Origin of the sequence: Shewanella rhizosphaerae, assembly GCF_019457655.1 — a bacterium.
Lineage (GTDB): Bacteria > Pseudomonadota > Gammaproteobacteria > Enterobacterales > Shewanellaceae > Shewanella > Shewanella loihica.
In genome coordinates this window covers 2,472,205-2,493,203 of the sequence record NZ_CP080420.1, presented here as the reverse complement: position 1 = coordinate 2,493,203, position 20,999 = coordinate 2,472,205, and the positions used below count along the sequence as shown (strand labels likewise).

Here is a 20,999-nt window from a genome sequence, read left to right as displayed (position 1 = left end):
TGCGCCCGTTAATGGCCATGCTTGTGGCGAATAAGCAAGTTGCGTCTAAGCAAGTCTCGTCTAAGCAAGTCTCGTCTAAGCACGGCTAGTTTTGGCTAAGCTAGTCGCGGCCGTGGGGCGAGTCGAGATCTAACCTGGGTCCTTTGGGAACCACGCGAGTCGGATTGATCTGGCCATGGCTGAAATAGTAATGCTGCTTGATATGCTCAAAGTTGACCGTCTTGGCGACCCCAGGGTGTTGGTATAACTCCTTCAGGTAGGCCTGGATTGCCGGCATGTCAGCGATGCGATTACGATTGGTCTTGAAGTGACCCACATAGACGGCATCGAAACGCACGAGTGTGGTAAACAGGCGCCAGTCGGCTTCGGTAATTTGGTCACCCACCAGATAGCGCTGCTGGCTAAGACGAGTCTCTAAGGTGTCTAAGGCGTCAAACAGTTCATCGAAAGCCTGCTCATAGGCCGCCTGTGTGGTGGCAAAACCGGCTCTGTACACACCATTATTGATCTTGTGGTAGATCCAGTGATTGATCTCATCTATCTCCTCTCTATAAGCGACGGGGTAGAAGTCGAGATGATTGCCGGTGATCTCGTTAAAGGCGCTGTTAAACATGCGGATGATCTCCGCCGACTCGTTACTGACTATGGTTCGGGTCTGCTTGTCCCACAGCACAGGTACAGTTACTCTGCCGCTATAGTCGGGTTTTGCTAACTGGTAGATCTGGTAGAGATAATCTTTGCCGTTGAGCCTGTCTATCTCGCTGCCCTCGACATGCCGGGCGCTCTCACTTTGCTTGGGTCCACTAAACTCCCAGCCGTTGCTCAGCATATGGGGCTCCACGGCGGTTACGCCGATATGGGCCTGCAAAGACTTCAGCTCGCGAAAGATCAGGGTTCTGTGTGCCCAGGGACAGGCGAGAGAGACATAGAGATGGTAGCGACCCGACTCGGCTTTAAATTCGGGCTCAGGCTCATCTGCGCTTGGCGCCTTTATCCAGCGGCGAAAGGCGGCGTCTTCCCGCTCAAATGCGCCCTTACTCTTGTCTGTGTCATACCATTTATCGACCCATTGGCCATCTTGAAGTAATCCCATCTGTGTCTGCCTCGCTTATCTAACTCATTAAGTGCAGTGTAACAGTCGAGTAAGCGGATAAAAAACGCGAAAACTGGCGTTTTTTATTCGACTTTATCGAATAGTTGGGTGGACTATAGTTGGGTGGATTTAGGCTTCCTGATATGATTGGCCGCACATAAACACCTAATGAAGAGTAATAAAGGAAACCCTATGTCTCAACAGCCGTTAGAGCGGATCACCATAGAACCTCAATCTCAGTGCCGCGCCTGCGTGATCTGGTTGCATGGTCTTGGCGATTCCGGTGCCGGTTTTGCCCCTGTGGTGCCACTTCTGGGTCTGCCCGATGATCTCGGCGTGCGCTTCATTTTTCCCCATGCGCCAAGCATGCCGGTGACCATCAACCAGGGGTATGTGATGCCCGCCTGGTATGACATCAAGGGGATGGATGTTGACAATCGTGCCGACATGGCTGGTGTCTTGGCCTCTGAGCTGGCGATTGCAGCGCTTATTGAGGAGCAGATCGCCTCTGGCGTGCCGAGCGATAAGATTGTCCTGGCCGGTTTCAGTCAAGGCGGGGTGATGAGCCTGTTTACCGGCTTGCGCTTCCCTAAGCGTCTGGCGGGGATCATGGCACTATCTTGCTATCTGCCGACGGGCCATGCCATGCCCGATAACTTGAGTGAGGCCAATCGTAATACGCCGCTGCTGCAACAACACGGTGAGCAGGATGAGGTGGTGCCACTGGCTCTTGGCCGCGCGGCCTATGATCTGATTTCTAAGGCGGGCTATTCCAGCGAGTGGCATACCTATCCGATGGGCCATAGCGTGTTGCCAAATCAGCTTCAGGAGATAGGTCTGTGGCTTAAGGCGCGACTGAGCCAATAGTGTTCCTGTTCACCTGCCTGTTACCTGCCTGAATTGGAACAGGATTATTACAATAAGCGAGGGGCGCCAGTTGGCGCCTCTTTTTTATGCTTGAAAGAGCGTGATGAACATCACGTCAATCAATTGGCGGGCACAGCCTGGTCATTTTATCGTAACCATAGGTTAACAATTGCCCATAAATGGCGACCTTTGCGGCTAAAAAATCATCGATTTGTGCTGTATTACGTTTTACTGCTTTAGATGAAGTTGATCTAGTGTGAAATTTTTACCGGTTTTGTGATCTAGGTACGCTAGAGCTTGTTTGATTAAAGGGAGTATCCTTATTTTTTAGAAAACAGGTGCAAGTTAATAAAATAGATGGGAAATCGATATCTATGGCCGTTTTAATTTATCGATAGGTCTCGCGATTCATTTTTACCTTGTTCTGCTGGTGAAACAATGAAAGGCGTAAAACGCTTTTAAAATAAACATTTGCCCTATGTTTGTTCATAAAAATGCCACATTTCCTAGATATTGTTTGCTATTATATTTCGCGGCGAGATTATGACGTTCGCTATCAAAAATTATGATGGTTAATAAAAAAGATAATCTAGGGGTTGATGTAATGACAAATAAGCTTTTAAAAGGATTAGTCGCTACCGCTGTATTGGCAGCACTTGCTGGTTGTAACAGCAGCGATGACGACAAGGCGCCAACAACATGTGCTGAAGCTGGCACTGCTTGCACCAAATTTACCGTACTGCACACCAATGATAACCATGGTCGTTTCTGGGAAAACAAAGACGGCGAATATGGTATGGCGGCACGTAAGACGCTGATCGAAAAGATCCGCGCCGAAGTGGCGGCCAATGGCGGCGAAACGCTGCTACTTTCTGGTGGTGATATCAACACAGGTGTACCTGAGTCTGATCTGCAAGACGCACTGCCAGATTTCCTTGGTATGAACGATATCGGTTATGACGCTATGGCGGTCGGTAACCACGAATTTGATAACCCATTGGCGGTACTGGATTCACAGCGTTCTATCGCTAACTTCCCAATGCTAGCGGCTAACATCTACAAAGAAGATGGCACTCGCTACTTCGAAGCCTACAAGGTATTCGATGTTAACGGCATCAAGATTGCTGTTATCGGTCTAACCACCGAAGACACGGCTAAGCTGGGTAACCCAGAATTTATCTCAGGTCTTAAGTTCACCGATCCTAAAGAAGAGATCGTTAAGGTGATCAAAGAGATCAAAGACGCTAAGGCAGCCGATCTTATCTTCGCAACGACTCACATGGGTCACTATGCGAACGGCGAACACGGCAGCAACGCACCTGGCGACGTGGCTTTGGCCAAGGCGCTTGAGCAAGGTCAACTTCAGGCTGTGATCGGTGGTCACTCACAAAACCCAGTTTGTATGGAAGGCGGCGAATATGCTGACTTCGCACCGGGCGACGAGTGTACACCTGATCAGCAAAACGGTACCTACATCATGCAAGCCCACGAGTGGGGTAAGTATGTTGGCCGCGCCGATTTCGAATACTTCAACGGTGAACTGCATCTGGCTAACTACAAGTTGGTTCCAGTTAACCTAGTGAAGAAAGTAAAAGATGAGCAAGGTAACGAGACTAAAGTACTGGTAGGTGAAGCGATCGAGGCAGATGCTGCACTGAAAGAGATGCTTTCTTACTATCAAGAGCGTGGTCAAGGCCAACTGGACGAAGTGATTGCTTCTACCGATGGTTTGCTAGACGGTGAGCGTGCAAACGTTCGTTACATGCAGACTAACCTGGGTCGTCTGATCGCCGATGCACAGCGTACCAAGGTTGCGGCCGATGTGGGCGTGATGAACTCTGGTGGTGTTCGTGCGTCAATCGAAGCCGGTGACATCTCTTACCGTGACGTTCTGACTGTACAGCCTTTCGGTAACATGGTGACTCTAAGCACTATGACAGGTGAAGAGCTTAGCGCTTACCTGGGTGAAGTGGCTAGCCTACAGATTGGTGCAGGCGCTTACGCTCAGATCACTGGCGTTAAGATGACGGTTGACTGTGCGGCTAAGACAGTGGCTATCAGCGAAGTTAACGGTAAAGAGTACAGCGCGACTGGCTCTTACACCATGACAGTACCTAGCTACAACGCGGCAGGTGGTGACGGCTATCCTAAGCTAAACCCAGTACAAACTGGTTATGTTGACGCCGAAGTGCTGTACACCTTCTTCAAGGATGCAGGCACTATCGTAGCGGCCGACTACAACCCAGTAGGCGATATCGTTTACGAAAACTCTGAAAGTGTTGAAGGTTGTCAGATCACTGCTCAATAAGCAGGATTAAGCGACACAAAGGGCAGCCTCAGGGCTGCCTTTTTTATGCCCGAGATTGCGCATTCACCGTATTGGGACCTAGTCAGTTTATGAGAGGAATTAGCCGGGTCATTCTCTTGGTGATTCTCTAGGCCATTCTCTGAGCCACGCTCTGGTTCAATTTCTGGGTCATCAACTTTTGCACAAGTGCATTCAAATGGCGCCGGAAAATTTTTTTAAATTTCTTCCTTGAAATCATAAAGGCCTAGCCACATATAGTGAGTATGGGGCGCTCATCGAGGCCCCTGATGTTACCCAAGATGTTGATCTTGTTATGGCAGTGCCTTTGGGCTGCCCGGTGATGTCACTAAAAGGCGCGGCGCAATTCATTCAAACATATCGTGTGAATTATTGTCGGCCACTAACTACTATATTGCTTAATACAAGGATATACCTATGCGTAATTATGATTTGACCCCTCTATACCGTAGTGCCATTGGATTCGATCGTTTAGCCCAGCTTGCCGAGCATGCTGCATCGAACAAGGGTAATTCGGGTTATCCCCCATACAACATCGAACTGCTGAGCGAAAATCGCTATCGCATCACCATGGCGGTGGCCGGCTTTGCGATGGAAGAATTAGACATCACTAGCGAAGGCGACAAGCTAGTGGTGAAAGGCACCAAGGCGGAGCAGGAGAGCGAGCGCAAATACCTGTACCAAGGCATCGCTGAGCGCGGTTTCGAGCGCACCTTCCAGCTGGCCGACTATGTGACAGTGATTGGCGCCGACCTCGAAAACGGCCTGCTCAATATCGATCTGCAGCGTGAGATCCCCGAGGCCCTAAAACCGCGCAAGATTGAGATCTCAACTTCAAGGCTGCTAGACGCCTAAAAGAATGGCTAAGTGCAGCGCTTTAGAGCGCTGCATCGAATAACAAAAGGGAGCCCAGGCTCCCTTTTTTGATGGCTAACGTTCACCTTTCAGGTTTAGCGATTAAGCCCGGTCAGAATGGCTTCGTTCAGGTATTGGCTAAAGTCATCGCCATGGTTGGCCAGCATCTTAGGGAACATAGATATCGGCGTCAGGCCCGGGAAGGTGTTGATCTCGTTGAGTAAGATCTCGCCCTCTGGCGTGAGGAAGAAATCGATGCGCGACAGGTGCCTGAGCTTCATGCCATCGAAAACCTTCACCGCGTAGGTGCGGATCTGCTCGGCTACCTCATCGCTGACCTCGGCTACCACCTTAGTGGTGGCCTTGCTGTCGGCGGCATACTTTTCATCATAGGTGTAGAAGGTGCCACCGGCGCAGATCACCTCGCCAGGCAGGGTGGCGACTGTCTCGCCGCGATATTGATAGACGGCGACTTCCAGCTCCCGCGCCTGAATGGTCTTCTCCACCACCACATAAGGAGAATAGCGAAACGCATCGGCCAGAATGGCCGGGATCTGCGCCGCGTCATCGACCCGGTAACAGCCCACAGAGGAGCCTTGTGAGGCGGCCTTTACGAATACTGAGCCCCACTTGGCCAGGGCATCTGTGGTCTGGGCAATTGCCTGCTCGTCCAGTTGGTTCAGGAAGAGGTAAGGGGTGTTAGGGATCCCCAGGGCGCTAAACCACATCTTGGCGGTGATCTTGTTGAAACAGTTGCGAGAGCCCTCGGCGTCACAGCCGAAATAGGGTAGGTTTATGAGTTCGAAATAGGACTGAATGTCGCCGGTCTCGCCAGGATAGCCGTGAATACAGGGGAGCACATAATCCACCGGCCAGGGGGCCAGGCTTTCGTCTTCGAAGCGGATCTCGCGGCGGTTGGTCAGCTCACAACGCTCACCTGATTTGGTCTGATATTGTCCCTTGGCATCGAGTTCGACCCGCAGCACATTCAGGTGGGGAAGTTTCGCCAGCGAGGTCTCGAAATAGTTGGCCGACAGCAGGGAGATGGCGTGTTCATCGCCGCCGCCACCGCATAAAAGTAAAAGGTTGATCGGATTCATCGGGTCTCCGTTTTCGACTCAGTATCGTTTTCCATGCTCACTATGACGTGCTGATTTTTTTATGCAAGTCCTGGATGCTGCTTAAAGAAAGCTTAATGTCTGACCGGGCAATTTGTGGCCGAAATCATTATTTATGCCGCCTTAACGCTCGGCCCAAGGCGCCTCATAGAGCGCATCATAATCGGTTTGCGCCAGCACAGTTACGCCTACCGCCTCAAGAAACAGCGCTTGTCCCTGGGAGATGGGCTCACCGGCGTAAACATAGTAGGCCGCGCGCCTGCGCTCGGGAAAGGCCTTATAGAGCTTAGCGCGTTCGATTAGCAACCAGCGCAGAAAGATCTCGTTACTCTCAAGCCCGAGTCCGATAAACACCAGTTCGTTATGCAGCATGATATTGAGCCAGGTGCTGTTACCGCGCCAATGTTCCTTTAGCGCCTTTTTAAAGCCGCCACCAAGATGGCCCTGATGCAAAATATCCCTGGCCCTGTCTACCGCCCCCATGTAATGGCTCAGTCCCAGGCGCACGCTACGGGCATACCTCTGCATGCCGTTGATGTGCCAGATGGCAAACTCCTCAGTGGGCGAGGCGATGGGCGACTTGGCAAAGTAGCTGGACCAGGGGTAGAAGTCGGTAAAATGTTTCGCCTGCAGGTGATGTAGTTTAAGTTGGTGACTTTTCGCCAGAGTCTGTTCGAAGTTGGTGGTCAGCACGGGCGTGTTGTTCGCCGCTGCCCAGGCAATCATTCGCTGGTGTTGACGCTGGGGTTGCCAGTTGGTCATCAGGTTACAGAACGCTTTCTGTAGCTGGGTGTTGGGCTGACTACTAATGAGATCCAGCGCATCATAAAACTCGGTTAGGGCGATGCCAGCAGGAATGCTTGCCACCTCATTGCCCTGATGTGCACGCCAAAGGCTGAGGAGCATCTCATCCCAGGCGTTGATGCTGGTTGCTTGCTTGGCGTGTTGACCGCTAGGGCGGTAGCGATTGATGCCGTTACCCACCACTAATGCCCTCGGATGGGCACTCGGGCGCTGGTTGAGCAGCTGGGACAAGGTTTGAGTCATGCTGGCCACAACCTCTGGGCCAGACCCGAGGCCCTAAGGGTCGCCTGGCTGCAGGCCGCCTCGAACACCGCCTGGCTGCCAAGACAGCTAAAGTGTCCCTTGGCGCGGGTGATGGCCGTGTAGACCAGCTCCTTGGTCAGTAGCTGGCGCTGGGCGACGCTAGGCCTTGGCGGTAAGACGAAGGCGACCTGCTGAAACTCACTGCCCTGACTCTTATGCACCGTCATGGCGTAACAGGTCTCGTGGCTGGGCAGGCGGGCGGGCAGCACCTTGAGCAGGCTGCCATCGGCCTGAACGAAATAGGCCATCAGGCGGTGGGTGGAGCCGTGAGCTGGCAAGATCACCCCGATATCACCGTTAAACAGCCCAAGGTTATAGTCGTTACTCTGAATGATGATAGGGCGTCCGGCGTAAAACTCGCTGGATGGCTGGATCAGCTGGGCATCCTTAAGCGCCTGGGTGACCGCCGCGTTGATCCCCTCGACGCCATATTCGCCGGCGCGCATGGCGCAGAGGATACGGTAGTCGTTGAAGCGAGTGATGATCTGGTTGGCGATTTTGTCCAGATCCAGTTGTTGATCTGCCTCTTTATCTACATCTTGAGCCTGCTCTTTGTTGGCCAGGTGACCGACCAAGTCCAGATAAGGACGATATTTGTCGACGCTCTGAGCCATCAAGGCCGTGAGTCCGGCATTGCCCTGGGGGGTGAGTTGATGCTCAAGCCAGCCAAGTTCTCCATAACCTTTCTGCCAGACACTTAATATGCCCGTCAGATCGCGGCGGTTGACGGCGCCGGCCAGCTGTCCTATACCGGCATCGCCCTTAAATCTGTGGCTGTGCATCAGCATGGCCAGACTATCGCCCAGTGCCGGGCGCGCATCGATATAGACGCTGAGATCTTCCTTGGTTAACTGACTCAGGAGTGCCGCCTTCTCTTGTGAGTAGCGCATGCGCCAGCCACTTTCCTGTGAGTCTGTCTGTTTTAGCCCGGCGCAGATATCAGCCAGCACGGCGCCGGCCTCGACCGAGGCGAGCTGGTCCTGATCGCCAAGCAATATGAGCCTGGCGTGCTCCGGCAGCGCGGCCAGCAGCTTGTGCATCATGGGCAGATCTACCATGGAGGCCTCATCGAGGATCAAGAGATCCAGCCTGAGAGGATTGTCCTTGTGGTGCCTGAATCGGTGGGAGCCGGGGATCACCCCCAGCAGACGGTGCAGGGTAGCTGCCTCTTCGGGGACCTGCTTAAGCTGCTCAAGATCTAACTCTTCACCATAGGGGGCCAGCTCCTGGGCAAGCCTCGCCTTGGAGGCCTTGATCGACTCGCTCAGGCGCGCGGCCGCCTTGCCCGTTGGCGCCACCAACTTGATGGTGAGTTGCTGTTCCAGACAGAGCAGCAGTAATAGCTTAGTTACTGTGGTGGTCTTGCCTGTACCGGGCCCGCCGGTGATCACCGCCAGTTTCTGGCTAAAGGCGGTGGCGGTGGCTACCCTCTGCCAATCAGGCTTCTCCGCCTGACCGGCAAACAGAATATTCAGTATGCTGGCTACCTTATCTGGCGCGGCAACTGTGATGGGCTGATTGAGGCGGGTAAGACGCTCGGCCACCTGAGTCTCAAACTGGTAGTAACGCTGCAGGTAGAGCCTGTCGCCATCGAGGATCAAGGGGGTGTTTAGCTCACCATCGGCCGGGCTAATGGCTTGATATTGAATCAACTGTTCGGCCAGCGCCTGGGGCGACAGTTCAAGTTGACACTGAGGCTGCTGTTCATGCAGCGGGTTATTCCTGTTTATCTGAGTCAGGGGCAGACAAGTGTGTTGCTGGGATAGCTGACGGCTGAGCAGGGCGCAGATCAGGGTAAAGAGATCGTCGCCATCGCTGTGCAGGGCTTGCATTTGCAGGGCAAAGTGGCGATCCAATGGGGTCAGTAGTCCCTCCTGCTGCCAGTGCTTAAGCAGCTGGCTAAGTGGCTGTGCTAGCTGGATCATAGGTCTAGCTCTCCTTGTGCTGGGCCTGATGGCATGTCAGATAGCCTGTCTGCTTGCGAGTGCGACTCAGGCTCAGCTTGGGGCTCAGCTTGGGACTCAGCTTGAGACTCAGCTTGAGATTCACTGGCCTCAGCCTCGCTAAGCAGGGTGTCCAGGGCCTGGATCAGCGCTAGGGGCGGTTTGTCGTAATAGACGCCGGTACTCGGTGAGTCGGCCGACATGCCCCTAAGGAAGAGGTAGTAGCAGCCGCCCACATGCTTCTCATACTGGTAGCCGGGCAGGCGCAGCTTGAGGTAGCGATGCAGTGCCAGGCTATAGATGATGTACTGCAGGTCATAGTGGTGACCGGCGATCGCCCGCTGCATGGCGGGTTTTTCATAGTGACTCAGGTGATCCCCCAGATGGTTGGACTTATAGTCGGCGATATAGAACTTGCCCTGATATTCGAAGGTTAAGTCGATAAAGCCCTTGAGCATCCCCTCTAGGGTCTCGAAGTTCAGTGCGGCGCTATAGCCATAATCACTGAGCAGCTGATTAAGCCCAGGTGCGTCGAGCTTGCCTATAGGCATGTAAAACTCCATCTCCACCAGTTTTTGTGCCTGGCTTAGGCTCGCAAGACGCAGCCCATCACCATCGAGGGGCGTATGCAGCAGATCCAGATACCAGGCATGCAGCATATCTTGCCACTCGCTATCGATACCGAAGCGCTCCATCGCCTTGGGCAGCTCATCGCCTAGGCTGGTATCGGCCTGGGTGAAGTCTATCTGCTCCAGCACCCAGTGGAGGAAACTCCCCGCGTTGGCGCCGCGCTCGAAGCTAAACCTGGACAGCTGCTCGCTATCGGGAGCTAATTGCTCAAGCTCGGGAAAGGCCTCATCGCCCATGCCTGGGCTGATCTGTTCGTGAGCCGAATGTTTCACCAGACCAGAATAGCTGCCCACCCGCCAGGGGATCTCGCGCCTGCGGCTAAGTGGCCGCGGCGCCAGCTTGACGGCATCGGCAGTGTCGATAGGGTCAAAGTCTAGTTTGGGTGCGTCGCTTTCCACCAGATCGACCGAGATCGCCTCGCTCGCCAGCGCCTGGGCGGCGGCCTGAATGTCGGCAAACTCGCAGGCCTTGGTCTCTATGCCCAAAAGGTAACCGATGGCGGTCTCGAATAACTGACTGCTGATCCCGTCACGCTTGGTGAAGCGCGAATGGTTGGCGACATAGCAGTAGCAGGCCAGTACGGGTCGGGTAAGCGCCACATAGAGCAGGCGCAGATCTTCGGCGAGATTTTCCGCCTTGTATTTGGCCCAGCCTTCGTCGCTCTGGTCGATATCCCACACTAGGGCATCTTGCTCGTGGTAGAGCATAGGTGCAGGCTTGCGGCGATTGTCTCTGGCCAGGCTGACGAAGGGCAGGAAACAGATGGGATATTCCAGTCCCTTACTCTTGTGTATGGTGACTATCTGTACCAGATTCTGCTCGCTCTCCAGCCTGAGCTGGGCCTCTTCCGTGCTACTCACCTCGATCAGCGTTTGCTGATACCAGTTGAGCAGGGCGCTGATGCCGTCGAGCTCCATCGCTTTTTGTTGCAGCAGTTCACCGAGGTGCCTGAAATCGGTCAGGCGGCGCTGCCCCTCATCTGCAGTCAACAGACGCTCGATGAGGCGGGTGTCGGCCGCCAAGGCCATCATGCAGGGCATGATCCCGCGCTTGAGCCAGGTCTGATGCAGGTTGTCGAAGGCCTCGAGCTGCTGCTGACGCACATCTTCATCCAGATTAAAGCCATGGATCGCCTGGGCATCATAGCCCAGCAGGGCGGTGGCCATGGCGCTGCGCAGCGCGCGCTCATCCTTGGGATTGGCGATGGCCAGTAGCACCAGGGCAAGTTCCTTGGCCACCAGGGTATCGAATACGCTGTCGCGGCTGAGAAAGACGGCGCCTATCCCCCGGCTACTCAGCGCCGATTTGATATAGGCGGCCTCGTTGCGATCCCTGACAAGCACCGCGATATCTTTTGCCTTGAGCGGCTTATTCTGCTTCAAGCACTCGCCTCGCTGGGCCTCGTTGAGTAGCCTGGCTATCTCGTTGGCGGCATCTTCGGCCAACTGGCTGCGGGCGCTGGCCTTATTGAGCCCGGCGTTGGGATCTTCGCCGAGTAGCTTAAGCCGCAGCGCGCTCGTTTGAGGGACCTTCTCGACAAGGCGCTTCTCTGCCGCCATGGGGGAGGGCTTGATGAGTTCAAAGGGGATCGCCTGGCTGATAAAAGGATCGTCACTTCTTGAGAACAGCTGATTGACCGCCTCGACCATGGCCTGACTGGAGCGGTAGTTGGTGTCCAGGCTGTAGTGGTTTTCCGTCTGGCCCCTGGCATGGATGTAGGTGTGGATATCGGCGCCGCGAAAGGCGTAGATCGCCTGTTTGGGGTCACCAATCATCAAGAGGCCGAGGTCGCTGTCTGTTGAGACCTGCTGGCCTTGATAGATGCGGCTGAAGATCTGATATTGCAGCGGATCTGTGTCCTGAAATTCATCGATAAGGGCGATGGGGAAACGCTTGGCGATGGCTCTTGCCAGCGCCTGCTCTTTGTCGGTTTCTTCGCTTAGGGCACCTGCCAGGGCGATCAGTAGATCGTCCGGTGTGCGCAGATTCTTAAGCTGTTTCTGCGCCGCAAAACGGCGCTTGATCCCATCGCGGGCGCCATAGAGGAAGCTGGGGACTAAGGTGTCAATTGTCTCTGTGACACGCTCGATATGAGCAAGTAGCGGCGCCTGCTCCGGCGTTGGGATCTCGCCGCCCTTGTTGAGCTTGAGGCCGCCTAAGGCCAGGGCCCCTAGCACCTTGTTGTCGGGCAGGGAGAGCGGCTGAGCCGCCCAGTTATCCATGGCGGCAAACAGGGTCTCGAGCTTGGGATAGCCTTGATCTTTCTTACCAAAGCGGGTGCCGTTGAGCGGCAGCGCCTTGAGCAGCTCAAGGGTGGCGTCTCGCTCGCGCGGCCAGATAAGCCTGAGTCTCGAAAGGCTCTGGCTCAGGCGCTCCGATACCTGACTAAAGGCTTCGGGTGTTGGCGAGACGCTGGCCTGATTGGCGCCGAGTAGCGGCCGTAACTGTTTGGTCAGGCCCTCGGGATCGCTAAACTTGTTGCAGATGATCTGCGCCAGATAACCGGGTAGCGGATAGCAGGCCTCACGCCAGAAGTCGCGCACCGCATGGTGCAGGTATTCGCTATCATCCAGGGTAAATTCAGACTCAAACAGCAGGGATGATTCGAACGCCATGTCCGACAGAATGCGCTGGCAGAAACCATGTATGGTAAAAATCGCCGCCTCATCCAGCGACTTGAGCGCGAGATCCAGCCTTTTCAGCGCCTGATTTCGCGCCTCGGGCTCGGCCTCAGAATAAAGTGTATTGATCAGCGGATCGTCCACCTCCATGCCGAGAAAGGCGCGGTAGGCCAGCTGGATCTTCTTGCGGATACGATCCCTAAGCTCCTGGGTGGCGGCGTTGGTAAAGGTCACCACCAGGATCTGCTCGCAGCTTAGCGGCGCACGCTGGCTATCGCCCAATAATAAACGCACATAGAGTCCGGCGATGGTGTAGGTCTTGCCGGTACCTGCGCTGGCCTCGATGAGACGAGTGCCCGATAGCGGCAGGCTTAGGGGATCCAGTGTCTGTGTCGTCATCTTATTGGCCCTCCACGAAATCGGCCAACTCGCTCAGCGGCGCCTTGTGATAGAGACTCAGCATAGGGGAGAGCAGTGTGCTGGCGATGGTGCCAAAACCTGCCTCGCTAAAGTCATCGGGGAAAGTAAACAGCCGCTGATAGTGAGCCTCCTGACCGTCGCCCAGATTAGATTGTTCATCCAGCCATTGGGGCTGGGCGGCGATCAGCTTCTCAATATGATCACCCTCGGCCTCGACATAGGCAAAGGCGGTTCTTGGCATGAAGGACAAGGGCTGGCTCTGCCCCTGATGATAATGCTCGGCCCAGAGCGAGAGCTGATTGAGTGCCTGCTCGGGCGTTATCGGCGCGAAGGCGTGGAAATGGCCGATATCGAGCAGAAAGCTGTGTCGCTGCCAAGGCGTGGCCTCATGGCTTTCCACGTTGTTATTGTCGCTGACGCTGGCGTTAAGACTAGCGTTAAGGCTAGCGTTAAGACTAGCGTTAAGACATAGGTGACGCAGATAGACACGGATCAGATCCCGCGCGTTCGCCGTACCAGGCCGATAGTTGACCAGCCCCTTGGCGCTGACGCCATCGATTCGCCCCACTAAAGCCGTGGCGGCGCTATCTCTCAACAGCAGGTCGATATCCTGGGTATGGCTGCTCTCTCCCTGTAGATACAGGGTGCGTCCGACCAGGGCACGAATATCGTGCTGATACTGTTTAAGCAGGAGGTCATCAAAGGGAGCAAGGGGCAACTGCCCCGAGAGCCGCAAGCGCTCTAACAGCTCACTCGATGGCCTCTCATCGCCGGATTTTACCGCATCTTCTATCAGGGTCGATTGAAGCTGATAGCGAGACAGGGGATTGAGGGCGAAGGGCTCATCGTTTTCATCCGCCTGTATGCTGAGATTAAGATCCAGCTTGAGGGTGCGATTGAAAAAATACTGCGCCGGATTACGGTAGAAACGGATCAGCGCCGAGAGCTCAAGTGGTTCACCCTTATCTTCATCGGCGACCAGACTCAGCGGCGCCTCGATGAAATGACCAGCACTTGCTGGCTTGGCACCCTGCTCCCCGTAGTGCTGCTTATCCTGCTCAGCAAGGGCGCTAGGGCACCACTGCTCGCTATAGCTCTGGCGAAGACGTCTTGGCTCACTATTTGCGCCTTCAGACTCTGCGCCTTCAGATTCGTCTGCCAGATAGAGGCGTTCATCGAAGGGCTGCAGCGGCATGGTGATGATTAGCTGGTCTAAGATGGCCTGCTCGATTTTTGCAATATCTGCCGTGCTTGTGTCATCTGCATTAGCCCCGTTCAGCAGGTGGGCACAATTTTCCGGCAAATAGCAGAGCTGACAGTATTCGATGAGCTCGGACACCAGCATAGAGGGGATGCGCTCACTGTTATCCCGCTCGCTATGGCCGATATAGCTGATGTAGAGCTGCTCCCTGGCAGAGAGCAGCGCCTCTAAGAACAGGTATCTGTCATCCAGCCTGCGAGAACGGTCGCCCTTACGTGGCCCTTCCTGAGCTACCAGGTCGAAGCCGACCGGGTGCTGTACCCTGGGGTAGACACCATCGTTCATCCCCAACAGACAGACCAGCTTAAAGGGGATGGAGCGCATCGGCATCAGGGTACAGAAGTTGACGCTACCGGCTAGATAACGCTGTCCCACCCGGGACTCGGTGAGGTGACGGGTAAACCAGTTCTGCATCACCTCGAGTTCGAGTTCGCTCTGATACTGTGTGGCGGTGAGCTCCTCACTCAGACGGGTGATCGCCTGTAAAAGCTCCTGTTTCTGACTCAGCTCCTCATCGATGCAGTCGTAGAAGGTCTCTACCAAGGTCTGCAGCTGAGTAATGCGCACGCTTAAGGGGCAATGCTCGCCAAGCGCCAGATTAAACTCGTCGATCGCCTCGATAAAGTTAAGCAGCTTACCCAGTGCCTGGGCCGATTGCCCTTCGACGCCGGGGAGCGCCAGGCTGTCATGGTAGATGGGCGCCTCATCGCTGAAGCTATAGCCTAAGATCAGCCGCTTGATGCCAAAGGCCCAGGAGTTGTGTTCGAAGGCGGGCAGCTGCTGCGCCTGACGGCTGTGCTGATCCCTTCCCCAGCGCACGCCCGCCTGCTCCAGCCAGCGGCGGATGAGCAGGAGGTCATCATCGTTCAGATCGAAACGGCGCATCACGGCGGGCACCTCGAGTATGCCTAAGATGTCCGTCAGGGCGAAGCGGCTCTTGTTGAGACCCAGCAGGTGCAGGAAGCTGTTGATCAGCGGGGATTCCTGGGCCGCGCCGCGATCGGCGATAGCGTAAGGGATAAAATGATCGCCGCGCTTGGAGGCAAATACCGCATCTATGTAGGGCGCGTAGGCCGCTACATCCGGCATCATCACCACGATATCTTTGGGGGCGAGACCATCCGATTGCGACAACTGCTCCAGCAGATGATCGTGCAGTGTCTCAAGCTCCCGCAGCGGGCTATGACAGCTCCTGAGGGTCAGGGAATCATCGTCAATCTTAAGTACTCGTCTGCCTTTAGTGGTGAGATAGAGTTCGGCGTCCGGTCCTAGGGTTTCGCCGCGGGTGCAAAGCTCTAGGATATCTTGCTGCACACCGTGGAGCAGGCTGTTTGAGCCCGGATCTTGATAGCACTCGAAGTTGAAGTTGGTGTCGTTTTCCGGCAGTTCCAGGATAAGGTCTAACAGCTCGCGGCCCATCTTGCCGTTGTTGGCCAGCAGGGGATTGCCCACCTCAAGCTTACTCTCCCAATCGATGGCGAGTTGCTGCTTGTCGCCATATTGCAGCGCCATTCTCGCCCTGAGTTTAGGATCTACTATGTCGCCCCAATAGTGTTGGCAGGGGCTTAGGTTGAGCATCACTACATCGATCCGTTTGGCCAAAAAGTAGAGTACTTCCAGGGTCTGCGGCGCCATGGAGGAGATACCAAAGACAAACAGGCGCGGCGGCAACTTGCTAAGATCGCACAGGGGATCGCTTAAGGCATCAAATAGCGCCTGGTGCAGGTTCGCCCTGTGATAGCGGCTCTGGTTCAGCGTGTGATGATTGTAGTGAATAAGTTCGCGCCACAGCAGGCTTTGCCACTGCTGGTTGGCAGCTAGCAAACGCTCGTTGGGGGGCAGTCTATCCTCACCCTGTTCCCAGGCCAAGATCCAGTCGGGGCGATAGACCAGGTATTGGTCGAAGATGTCGGCTATTTGGCTGCAAAGCTGAAACAGTTTTAACGAGTGCGGCGCCGCGCTATTTGTGAGTATGGCATCGTCTTTCAGATAGTTTGCCAGCGGGGCGAACACCTCCTGAGATAGCAGGCCTGGCAGCAGCTCCATCAGCTTCCAGGTCATGGCCGGTTTGGTAAAGGCGTTCTCCTTGGGCACATTCGGCAGCAGCTGGTGGCAGAGTTGCCAGATAAAACTCGACGGCAGGGGGAACTCCAGCGCCGCCGCGACCTGGTTTTGTTTGGCGATGGCGAGCCTGAGCCAGGTGGACATGCCGGGACTCTGGACCAAGATCTGCTCATTGCTTAGCGGCGACTGACCCGGCAGGGGCGTCTGTAGCTCGTTGGCGAGCAGCTCTGCCAAAGCTTCCATTCGATTCGATTGCACCAAATACAGCATGAGATCACTTATCCATTTCGTTGTTCTTTGGCCATTCTAGGGCATCTGGGGTATCCGGCCAATGCTCGCCGTACAATATCGGCGTAATTCGATATGTTAGTTCAGTTTATGCTTGTTTTTCACACATTTTCAATGGCTTTGCTTGAGGATTAGCCTGCAGCAAAAACACATAAATGAGTATCCTGACGCTATCGATCTAATTTGTATTTATGTGGCCACTAATCTGTGGTTTCGCTGCTAGCTAAGCTGCCTTTCAGCCTGAGGATAGCCAGGCGCAGGCGGCGCAGATCCTGTTTCAGCTGACGCTTAAGCTGTTTGCTGGCCTTTAGAGAGGGGGCGCGATATTTCAGCGTCATATAACTTGTGGTGTAGCGCGTCATTGGCTCGCTAAGCTCGGGCGCGGCGGCGAGTACCCGCGTTTGATAGGCATCGACCGATTCACCCTGAGCACGGGGCAGGCCGCGTTTGGCCAGCATGGCGCCTATCTGCTCAAAACCCGCGACGACGGGATCCGGATGGCGATTAAAACGTAGCAGGCCGACGCTGTAGGCGATAAACAGGGCGATGACGCTGAAGGAGGCGATGATGAAGATCGCCAGCTTGGTGGCGTTGATCTCGCCAAGTAGTTCCTTGAGCAGCTGGCTTTGTCTCTCTTCATCGAAGCCTAGTACCCACTTGCTCCAGTAGTAATCTATGCTGGCCAGGGACATGCGCAAATTATTGAGCAGGGGATACTGACGCAGCCTCAGGCTGCTAAAGGGGTTGTTGATCAGATAGCTCTGCTCGGGGGAGAACATGGCATCGAAGCCTGCCTCGACCCGCTCGGGGGCGATCATGGCGGTGGGGTCATAGCGGGTCCAGCCCTTGCCCTCGAGCCAGACCTCGACCCAGGCATGGGCCATATATTGATAGACGCTGAGGTAACCGCCGGCCTGATTCCACTCACCGCCCTGATAACCCGTGACCATGCGGGCTGGCAGGCCTGATTGGCGGGCGAGGAACACCATGGCACTGGCGTAGTGGGCGCAGAAACCGGCGCGATTCTCAAACAGAAAGTCATCGATCTGCTGTGGGCCGACCCTAGGCGGCTCCAGGGTATAGAAATAGGGCGACTTGTTAAACAATGTCATGATGGCATTTAGGCGACGCTCGGGATTTGGATAGTCGCGTTTCAGTTCAAGCCCTAGTGCCCGGGATCTTGGATTGGTATTTGGCGGTAACTGCAGGTTGCGGCGTCTAAGCTCGGGTGGCAGACGAGGATCCAGTTTCGCCTCAGGATAGGAGGAGACCCGATACTGGTATTTCTGACTCAGGGGCGCCTTGGCGTAGAGGCGGCCATCGGGCAGCTCAAGGATCTCCCGGGTATTGGTGTAGGCGAGATCCAGGCCGAAGAGCCAGTTTTGATAACTGGGCTCTGCGATCACCTCATAGTTTATCGAGGTGCCTTTGGGGCTAGGGCGAGCGTTTGATACTGTGAGCTGTCGTTGCAGCGTCTTGATGCCTGGGTCTTGGGTCCAGGTCCTGCCATCATAGTGATCTAGCACCAGGGCGCGCCAATAGAGCTGATTGTTGGCCGGACGGCTGTTATCGAAGGTGACGCGATAGGCCAGGGCGCTGGAGCGGGTCAGCTTGCCGATATCGCCGAAGGAGAGCTCGTCGCTGAGCCCTGTGGTGGCATTCTTGGGATTTGGCACCAGCCAGAGTGGTGGCAGTCTTGGCAGCACCATAAACAACACTATCGCCAATGGCAGGCTCTGCAGCATTATCTTGGCGCCAAGCTTGGCAGTGCGGCGAATGGAGCTGGCATTAAGATAGAGGCTGACCAGCACACAGATGTTAATGGTGGCGACCAGGGTCAGTTGCAGAGTAAACCAGAGGCTCTGCTTTTCGATTAGGGTGACGGCGATGAGGAAGAAGCCCACCAGTACTACGGCGCGCACGTCGCGTCGGTCGCGCATCTCGATATATTTGAGGGCATAGCCCAAGATCAGCAAATTGATCAAACCGTTAAGCAGGCCTATCTGCGCCGTGACTAAGGCGAGAGTGACAGCGGAGGCGATCGCCAGTGTGGTGACTAGGTATCTCGGCGGCTTGGCGACTTTACCGGCAAAGATCCCCACTCGCCACAGGAGGCAGATGGCGCAGATGGCCATGCTCCAGGGGGTCATCTTATCGTAGAGGGGCGCTAGCACGCTGAGGTTGATCAGTAGCAACCAGAGCAGGCTTTGACGGCCTATGTTTTCGCTCTTGCTATCGGCCATGGAGACTCTCCAGATGCTCAGGATAGACGGCGAGGGTGGCGAGCACTAAACGTCTGTGTTGCTCGCCGCTGGCGGGCGCTAAGGTTTTGTTCGGCAGCTTGAGGCCGAAGACCTGTCCCTTGGCAGCAAGCCTATCTGCTGCCCAGGTTAGTAGACTAAGTTGCTCCTCTAACGGTGCGTTAGTGTCTAAGGTCAGCCATTGGGGCGCACTCTGAGGCTGCTCAAACTCTTTGGTGAGCATGCCGCGGCCCTGGGCCAGCTGTTTCCAGGCGATCTGATTGAGCGACTCGCCAGTGACGAAGGGCTTGAGGCCGCGAAACTCCTCGACGCCTATGACGCTCTTACCCATATCTTTCGTCTGATGATCGTCGCCTTGCTGCTCGGCGCTGAGCTCATACTGGCCTGCCTTGGGCTGCGCAAAGGCGATCTGCGCATTGGCGAGATCCACATGAGACCAGGCCCGGCAAAGCCCCAGCGGATAGCGGCTTTCTACCTTGAGGCGGCCGGGAGCGATCCAGCCTCGCTGGTTGTTGCTCAGGGGGATCAGCGCTTCTTGGGGCTTATCATCTACCCTGTCTATGGTCTGTACCTGGGTCTTGTCATAGCTGAGTTCCACCTGATGTTGCACCTGTTTGGCTTGGAGGGAGATGCCATAGAGCAGAGTCTCGCCGGCATAGACCTCGGGCCCGGTTTTCGCCGCTAATGTCATGCCCGCCAGATTACGATAGCTGTAGATGATGCAGGTGTTGAACAGGCTGAGCAGCAAGATAGAAAGTCCGATCACCAAATTATTCTGATAGTTGGTGCCAAAAAGAAAAAGCAAGACCACAAACAGCAGCCAGAAGAGGCCAAACCCTGTCGGCAGGATAAAGATGCTGCGGTGCGCCAGGGTCACCTTATTACTGGCGGGCAGTCGTCTGGCGATCCAGGCCTGCCACCATGCTGTTAATCTACTGCTTTTCGTCTTCATCCTGGCCATGGGCTTAATAAGAGAGGCTTACAAGATAGGATTGGTGCTGGCGAGCAAACGCTGGGAGAGGGCTTCGCCCTGTTGCTGGCTGGTGTGTCTTAGCCTGTGTTCGGCCACGGCGGCAAATACCGCCTGCACATCGTCGGGCACCAGATAGTTGCGTCCCTGAATGAAGGCCCAGGCCTTGGCGGCATTGAGCAGCGCCTTGCTGGCCCTAGGCGATAGCCCGTAACCTTCGTTGAGCTGTCGTGATCCTTTTACCAGGGCGAGAATATAGTTGAGCAGCGCCTCAGAGGCCTTAACCTTAGTCACCTGAGACTGGAGCTCAATCAGGGTGAGTGGGTCGACACAGGCGGGCAGGTGTTGCAGTTGCGGCGAGATATCTTCCCCCTTCAGCATGGCCATCTCGGCGGTCTCGTCGGGATAGCCGATGGAAATCCGCATCATGAAGCGGTCGAGCTGGGATTCCGGCAGGGGAAAGGTACCCGACTGCTCGCTGGGGTTCTGGGTAGCGATCACGAAGAAGGGGCTGGGCAGGGCGTGGGTAACGCCATCGACCGAGATCTGCTGCTCGGCCATGGCTTCGAGCAGCGCGCTCTGGGTCTTTGGGCTGGCACGGTTGATCTCATCGGCCAGGATCATCTGCTTGAAGATGGGACCTGGATGGAACACAAACTGGGACTGCTCTTTGTCGAAGATGGAGACGCCGAGAATATCCGCCGGCAGCATATCGCTGGTAAATTGGATGCGTTGGTGGCTCAGCCCCAGACTCTGAGCCATCCCCTGGGAGAGACTGGTCTTACCCATGCCGGGCAGATCTTCGATCAATAGGTGTCCCTTAGCGAGGATGCAGGTGAGGGCCAATTTTATCTGATGGGGTTTACCCAGAAGCACTCGTTGTAGCTGGTTTAAGATCGCCGTGATGCTGGTATGAGACATGGAACTCCTTAATGGCGAGCAGGTATTAATCAAAGAAAAAGTCGAAAATCACCATGATGATGGCCTTTAACTATGAGGCAGAAGTCTATGATTGGCCAGATTTTTTCATCTTTTTCTTAAGAGAAATATTGCACTGAGTTTTGCCAGAATTTTGACATGTCCTCGGGTTTATAGCGGGGGCTTGTTGCGAGTGGCGAGGTGAGGCAAAGGTTTCATAATAAGTGCCAGCCTCTTGACGGCCAGTTGGACTTATC

Annotated in this window: 12 protein-coding genes; 3 read left to right on the top strand and 9 right to left on the bottom strand. The window is 55.1% G+C overall.

Translation table 11 applies throughout. The features are described from left to right. Positions 1 to 100: 100 nt before the first annotated feature. Positions 101 to 1,093, bottom strand: coding sequence for a glutathione S-transferase family protein (locus K0I63_RS11090; protein ID WP_220081075.1), 993 nt, complete (start codon positions 1,091 to 1,093; stop codon positions 101 to 103). Between the two features lie 192 nt (positions 1,094 to 1,285). Between K0I63_RS11090 and K0I63_RS11085 the strand changes: the two genes are divergently transcribed. The 3 genes from K0I63_RS11085 to K0I63_RS11075 all read left to right on the top strand — a co-directional run bounded on the left by K0I63_RS11085 (position 1,286) and on the right by K0I63_RS11075 (position 5,141). After that, positions 1,286 to 1,960 carry an alpha/beta hydrolase gene (locus K0I63_RS11085; protein ID WP_220081074.1) on the top strand — a complete coding sequence of 225 codons (675 nt, stop codon included), beginning with the start codon at positions 1,286 to 1,288 and terminating at the stop codon, positions 1,958 to 1,960. Between the two features lie 604 nt (positions 1,961 to 2,564). Further along, a complete protein-coding gene (ushA, locus tag K0I63_RS11080) occupies positions 2,565 to 4,268 on the top strand; it encodes a bifunctional UDP-sugar hydrolase/5'-nucleotidase UshA (RefSeq protein ID WP_011865933.1) in 1,704 nt (567 codons plus the stop codon). Between the two features lie 435 nt (positions 4,269 to 4,703). Next, the gene (locus K0I63_RS11075; protein ID WP_011865932.1) at positions 4,704 to 5,141 is read left to right on the top strand and encodes an Hsp20 family protein; all 438 of its coding nucleotides are present in this window, start codon (positions 4,704 to 4,706) and stop codon (positions 5,139 to 5,141) included. A gap of 95 nt (positions 5,142 to 5,236) precedes the next feature. On the opposite strand, the gene K0I63_RS11070 is transcribed toward K0I63_RS11075, so the two are convergent. The 8 genes from K0I63_RS11070 to K0I63_RS11035 form a co-directional block, all read right to left on the bottom strand. After that, the gene (locus K0I63_RS11070) at positions 5,237 to 6,241 is read right to left on the bottom strand and encodes a D-alanine--D-alanine ligase (RefSeq protein ID WP_220081073.1); all 1,005 of its coding nucleotides are present in this window, start codon (positions 6,239 to 6,241) and stop codon (positions 5,237 to 5,239) included. A 141-nt stretch (positions 6,242 to 6,382) separates the two neighbouring features. After that, the gene (locus K0I63_RS11065; RefSeq protein ID WP_220081072.1) at positions 6,383 to 7,306 is read right to left on the bottom strand and encodes a hypothetical protein; all 924 of its coding nucleotides are present in this window, start codon (positions 7,304 to 7,306) and stop codon (positions 6,383 to 6,385) included. Then, positions 7,303 to 9,291 (bottom strand): exodeoxyribonuclease V subunit alpha, encoded by a 1,989-nt coding sequence (gene recD / locus K0I63_RS11060; protein ID WP_220081071.1) that lies wholly within the window; start codon positions 9,289 to 9,291, stop codon positions 7,303 to 7,305. Before recD ends, K0I63_RS11065 begins: the two co-directional genes overlap by 4 nt. Further along, a complete protein-coding gene (gene recB / locus K0I63_RS11055) occupies positions 9,288 to 12,959 on the bottom strand; it encodes an exodeoxyribonuclease V subunit beta (RefSeq protein WP_220081070.1) in 3,672 nt (1,223 codons plus the stop codon). The genes recD and recB overlap by 4 nt, the downstream gene beginning before the upstream one ends. A gap of 1 nt (position 12,960) precedes the next feature. Beyond that, the gene (gene recC, locus K0I63_RS11050) at positions 12,961 to 16,575 is read right to left on the bottom strand and encodes an exodeoxyribonuclease V subunit gamma (RefSeq protein WP_220081069.1); all 3,615 of its coding nucleotides are present in this window, start codon (positions 16,573 to 16,575) and stop codon (positions 12,961 to 12,963) included. A 218-nt stretch (positions 16,576 to 16,793) separates the two neighbouring features. Next, complete coding sequence (locus K0I63_RS11045) at positions 16,794 to 18,836, bottom strand: transglutaminase TgpA family protein (RefSeq protein WP_220081068.1); 2,043 nt, start codon at positions 18,834 to 18,836, stop codon at positions 16,794 to 16,796. Next, positions 18,826 to 19,806, bottom strand: coding sequence for a DUF58 domain-containing protein (locus K0I63_RS11040; protein WP_258406851.1), 981 nt, complete (start codon positions 19,804 to 19,806; stop codon positions 18,826 to 18,828). Before K0I63_RS11040 ends, K0I63_RS11045 begins: the two co-directional genes overlap by 11 nt. A 27-nt stretch (positions 19,807 to 19,833) precedes the next feature. Then, the gene (locus K0I63_RS11035; RefSeq protein WP_220081066.1) at positions 19,834 to 20,745 is read right to left on the bottom strand and encodes an AAA family ATPase; all 912 of its coding nucleotides are present in this window, start codon (positions 20,743 to 20,745) and stop codon (positions 19,834 to 19,836) included. Between the last annotated feature and the right edge of the window lie 254 nt (positions 20,746 to 20,999).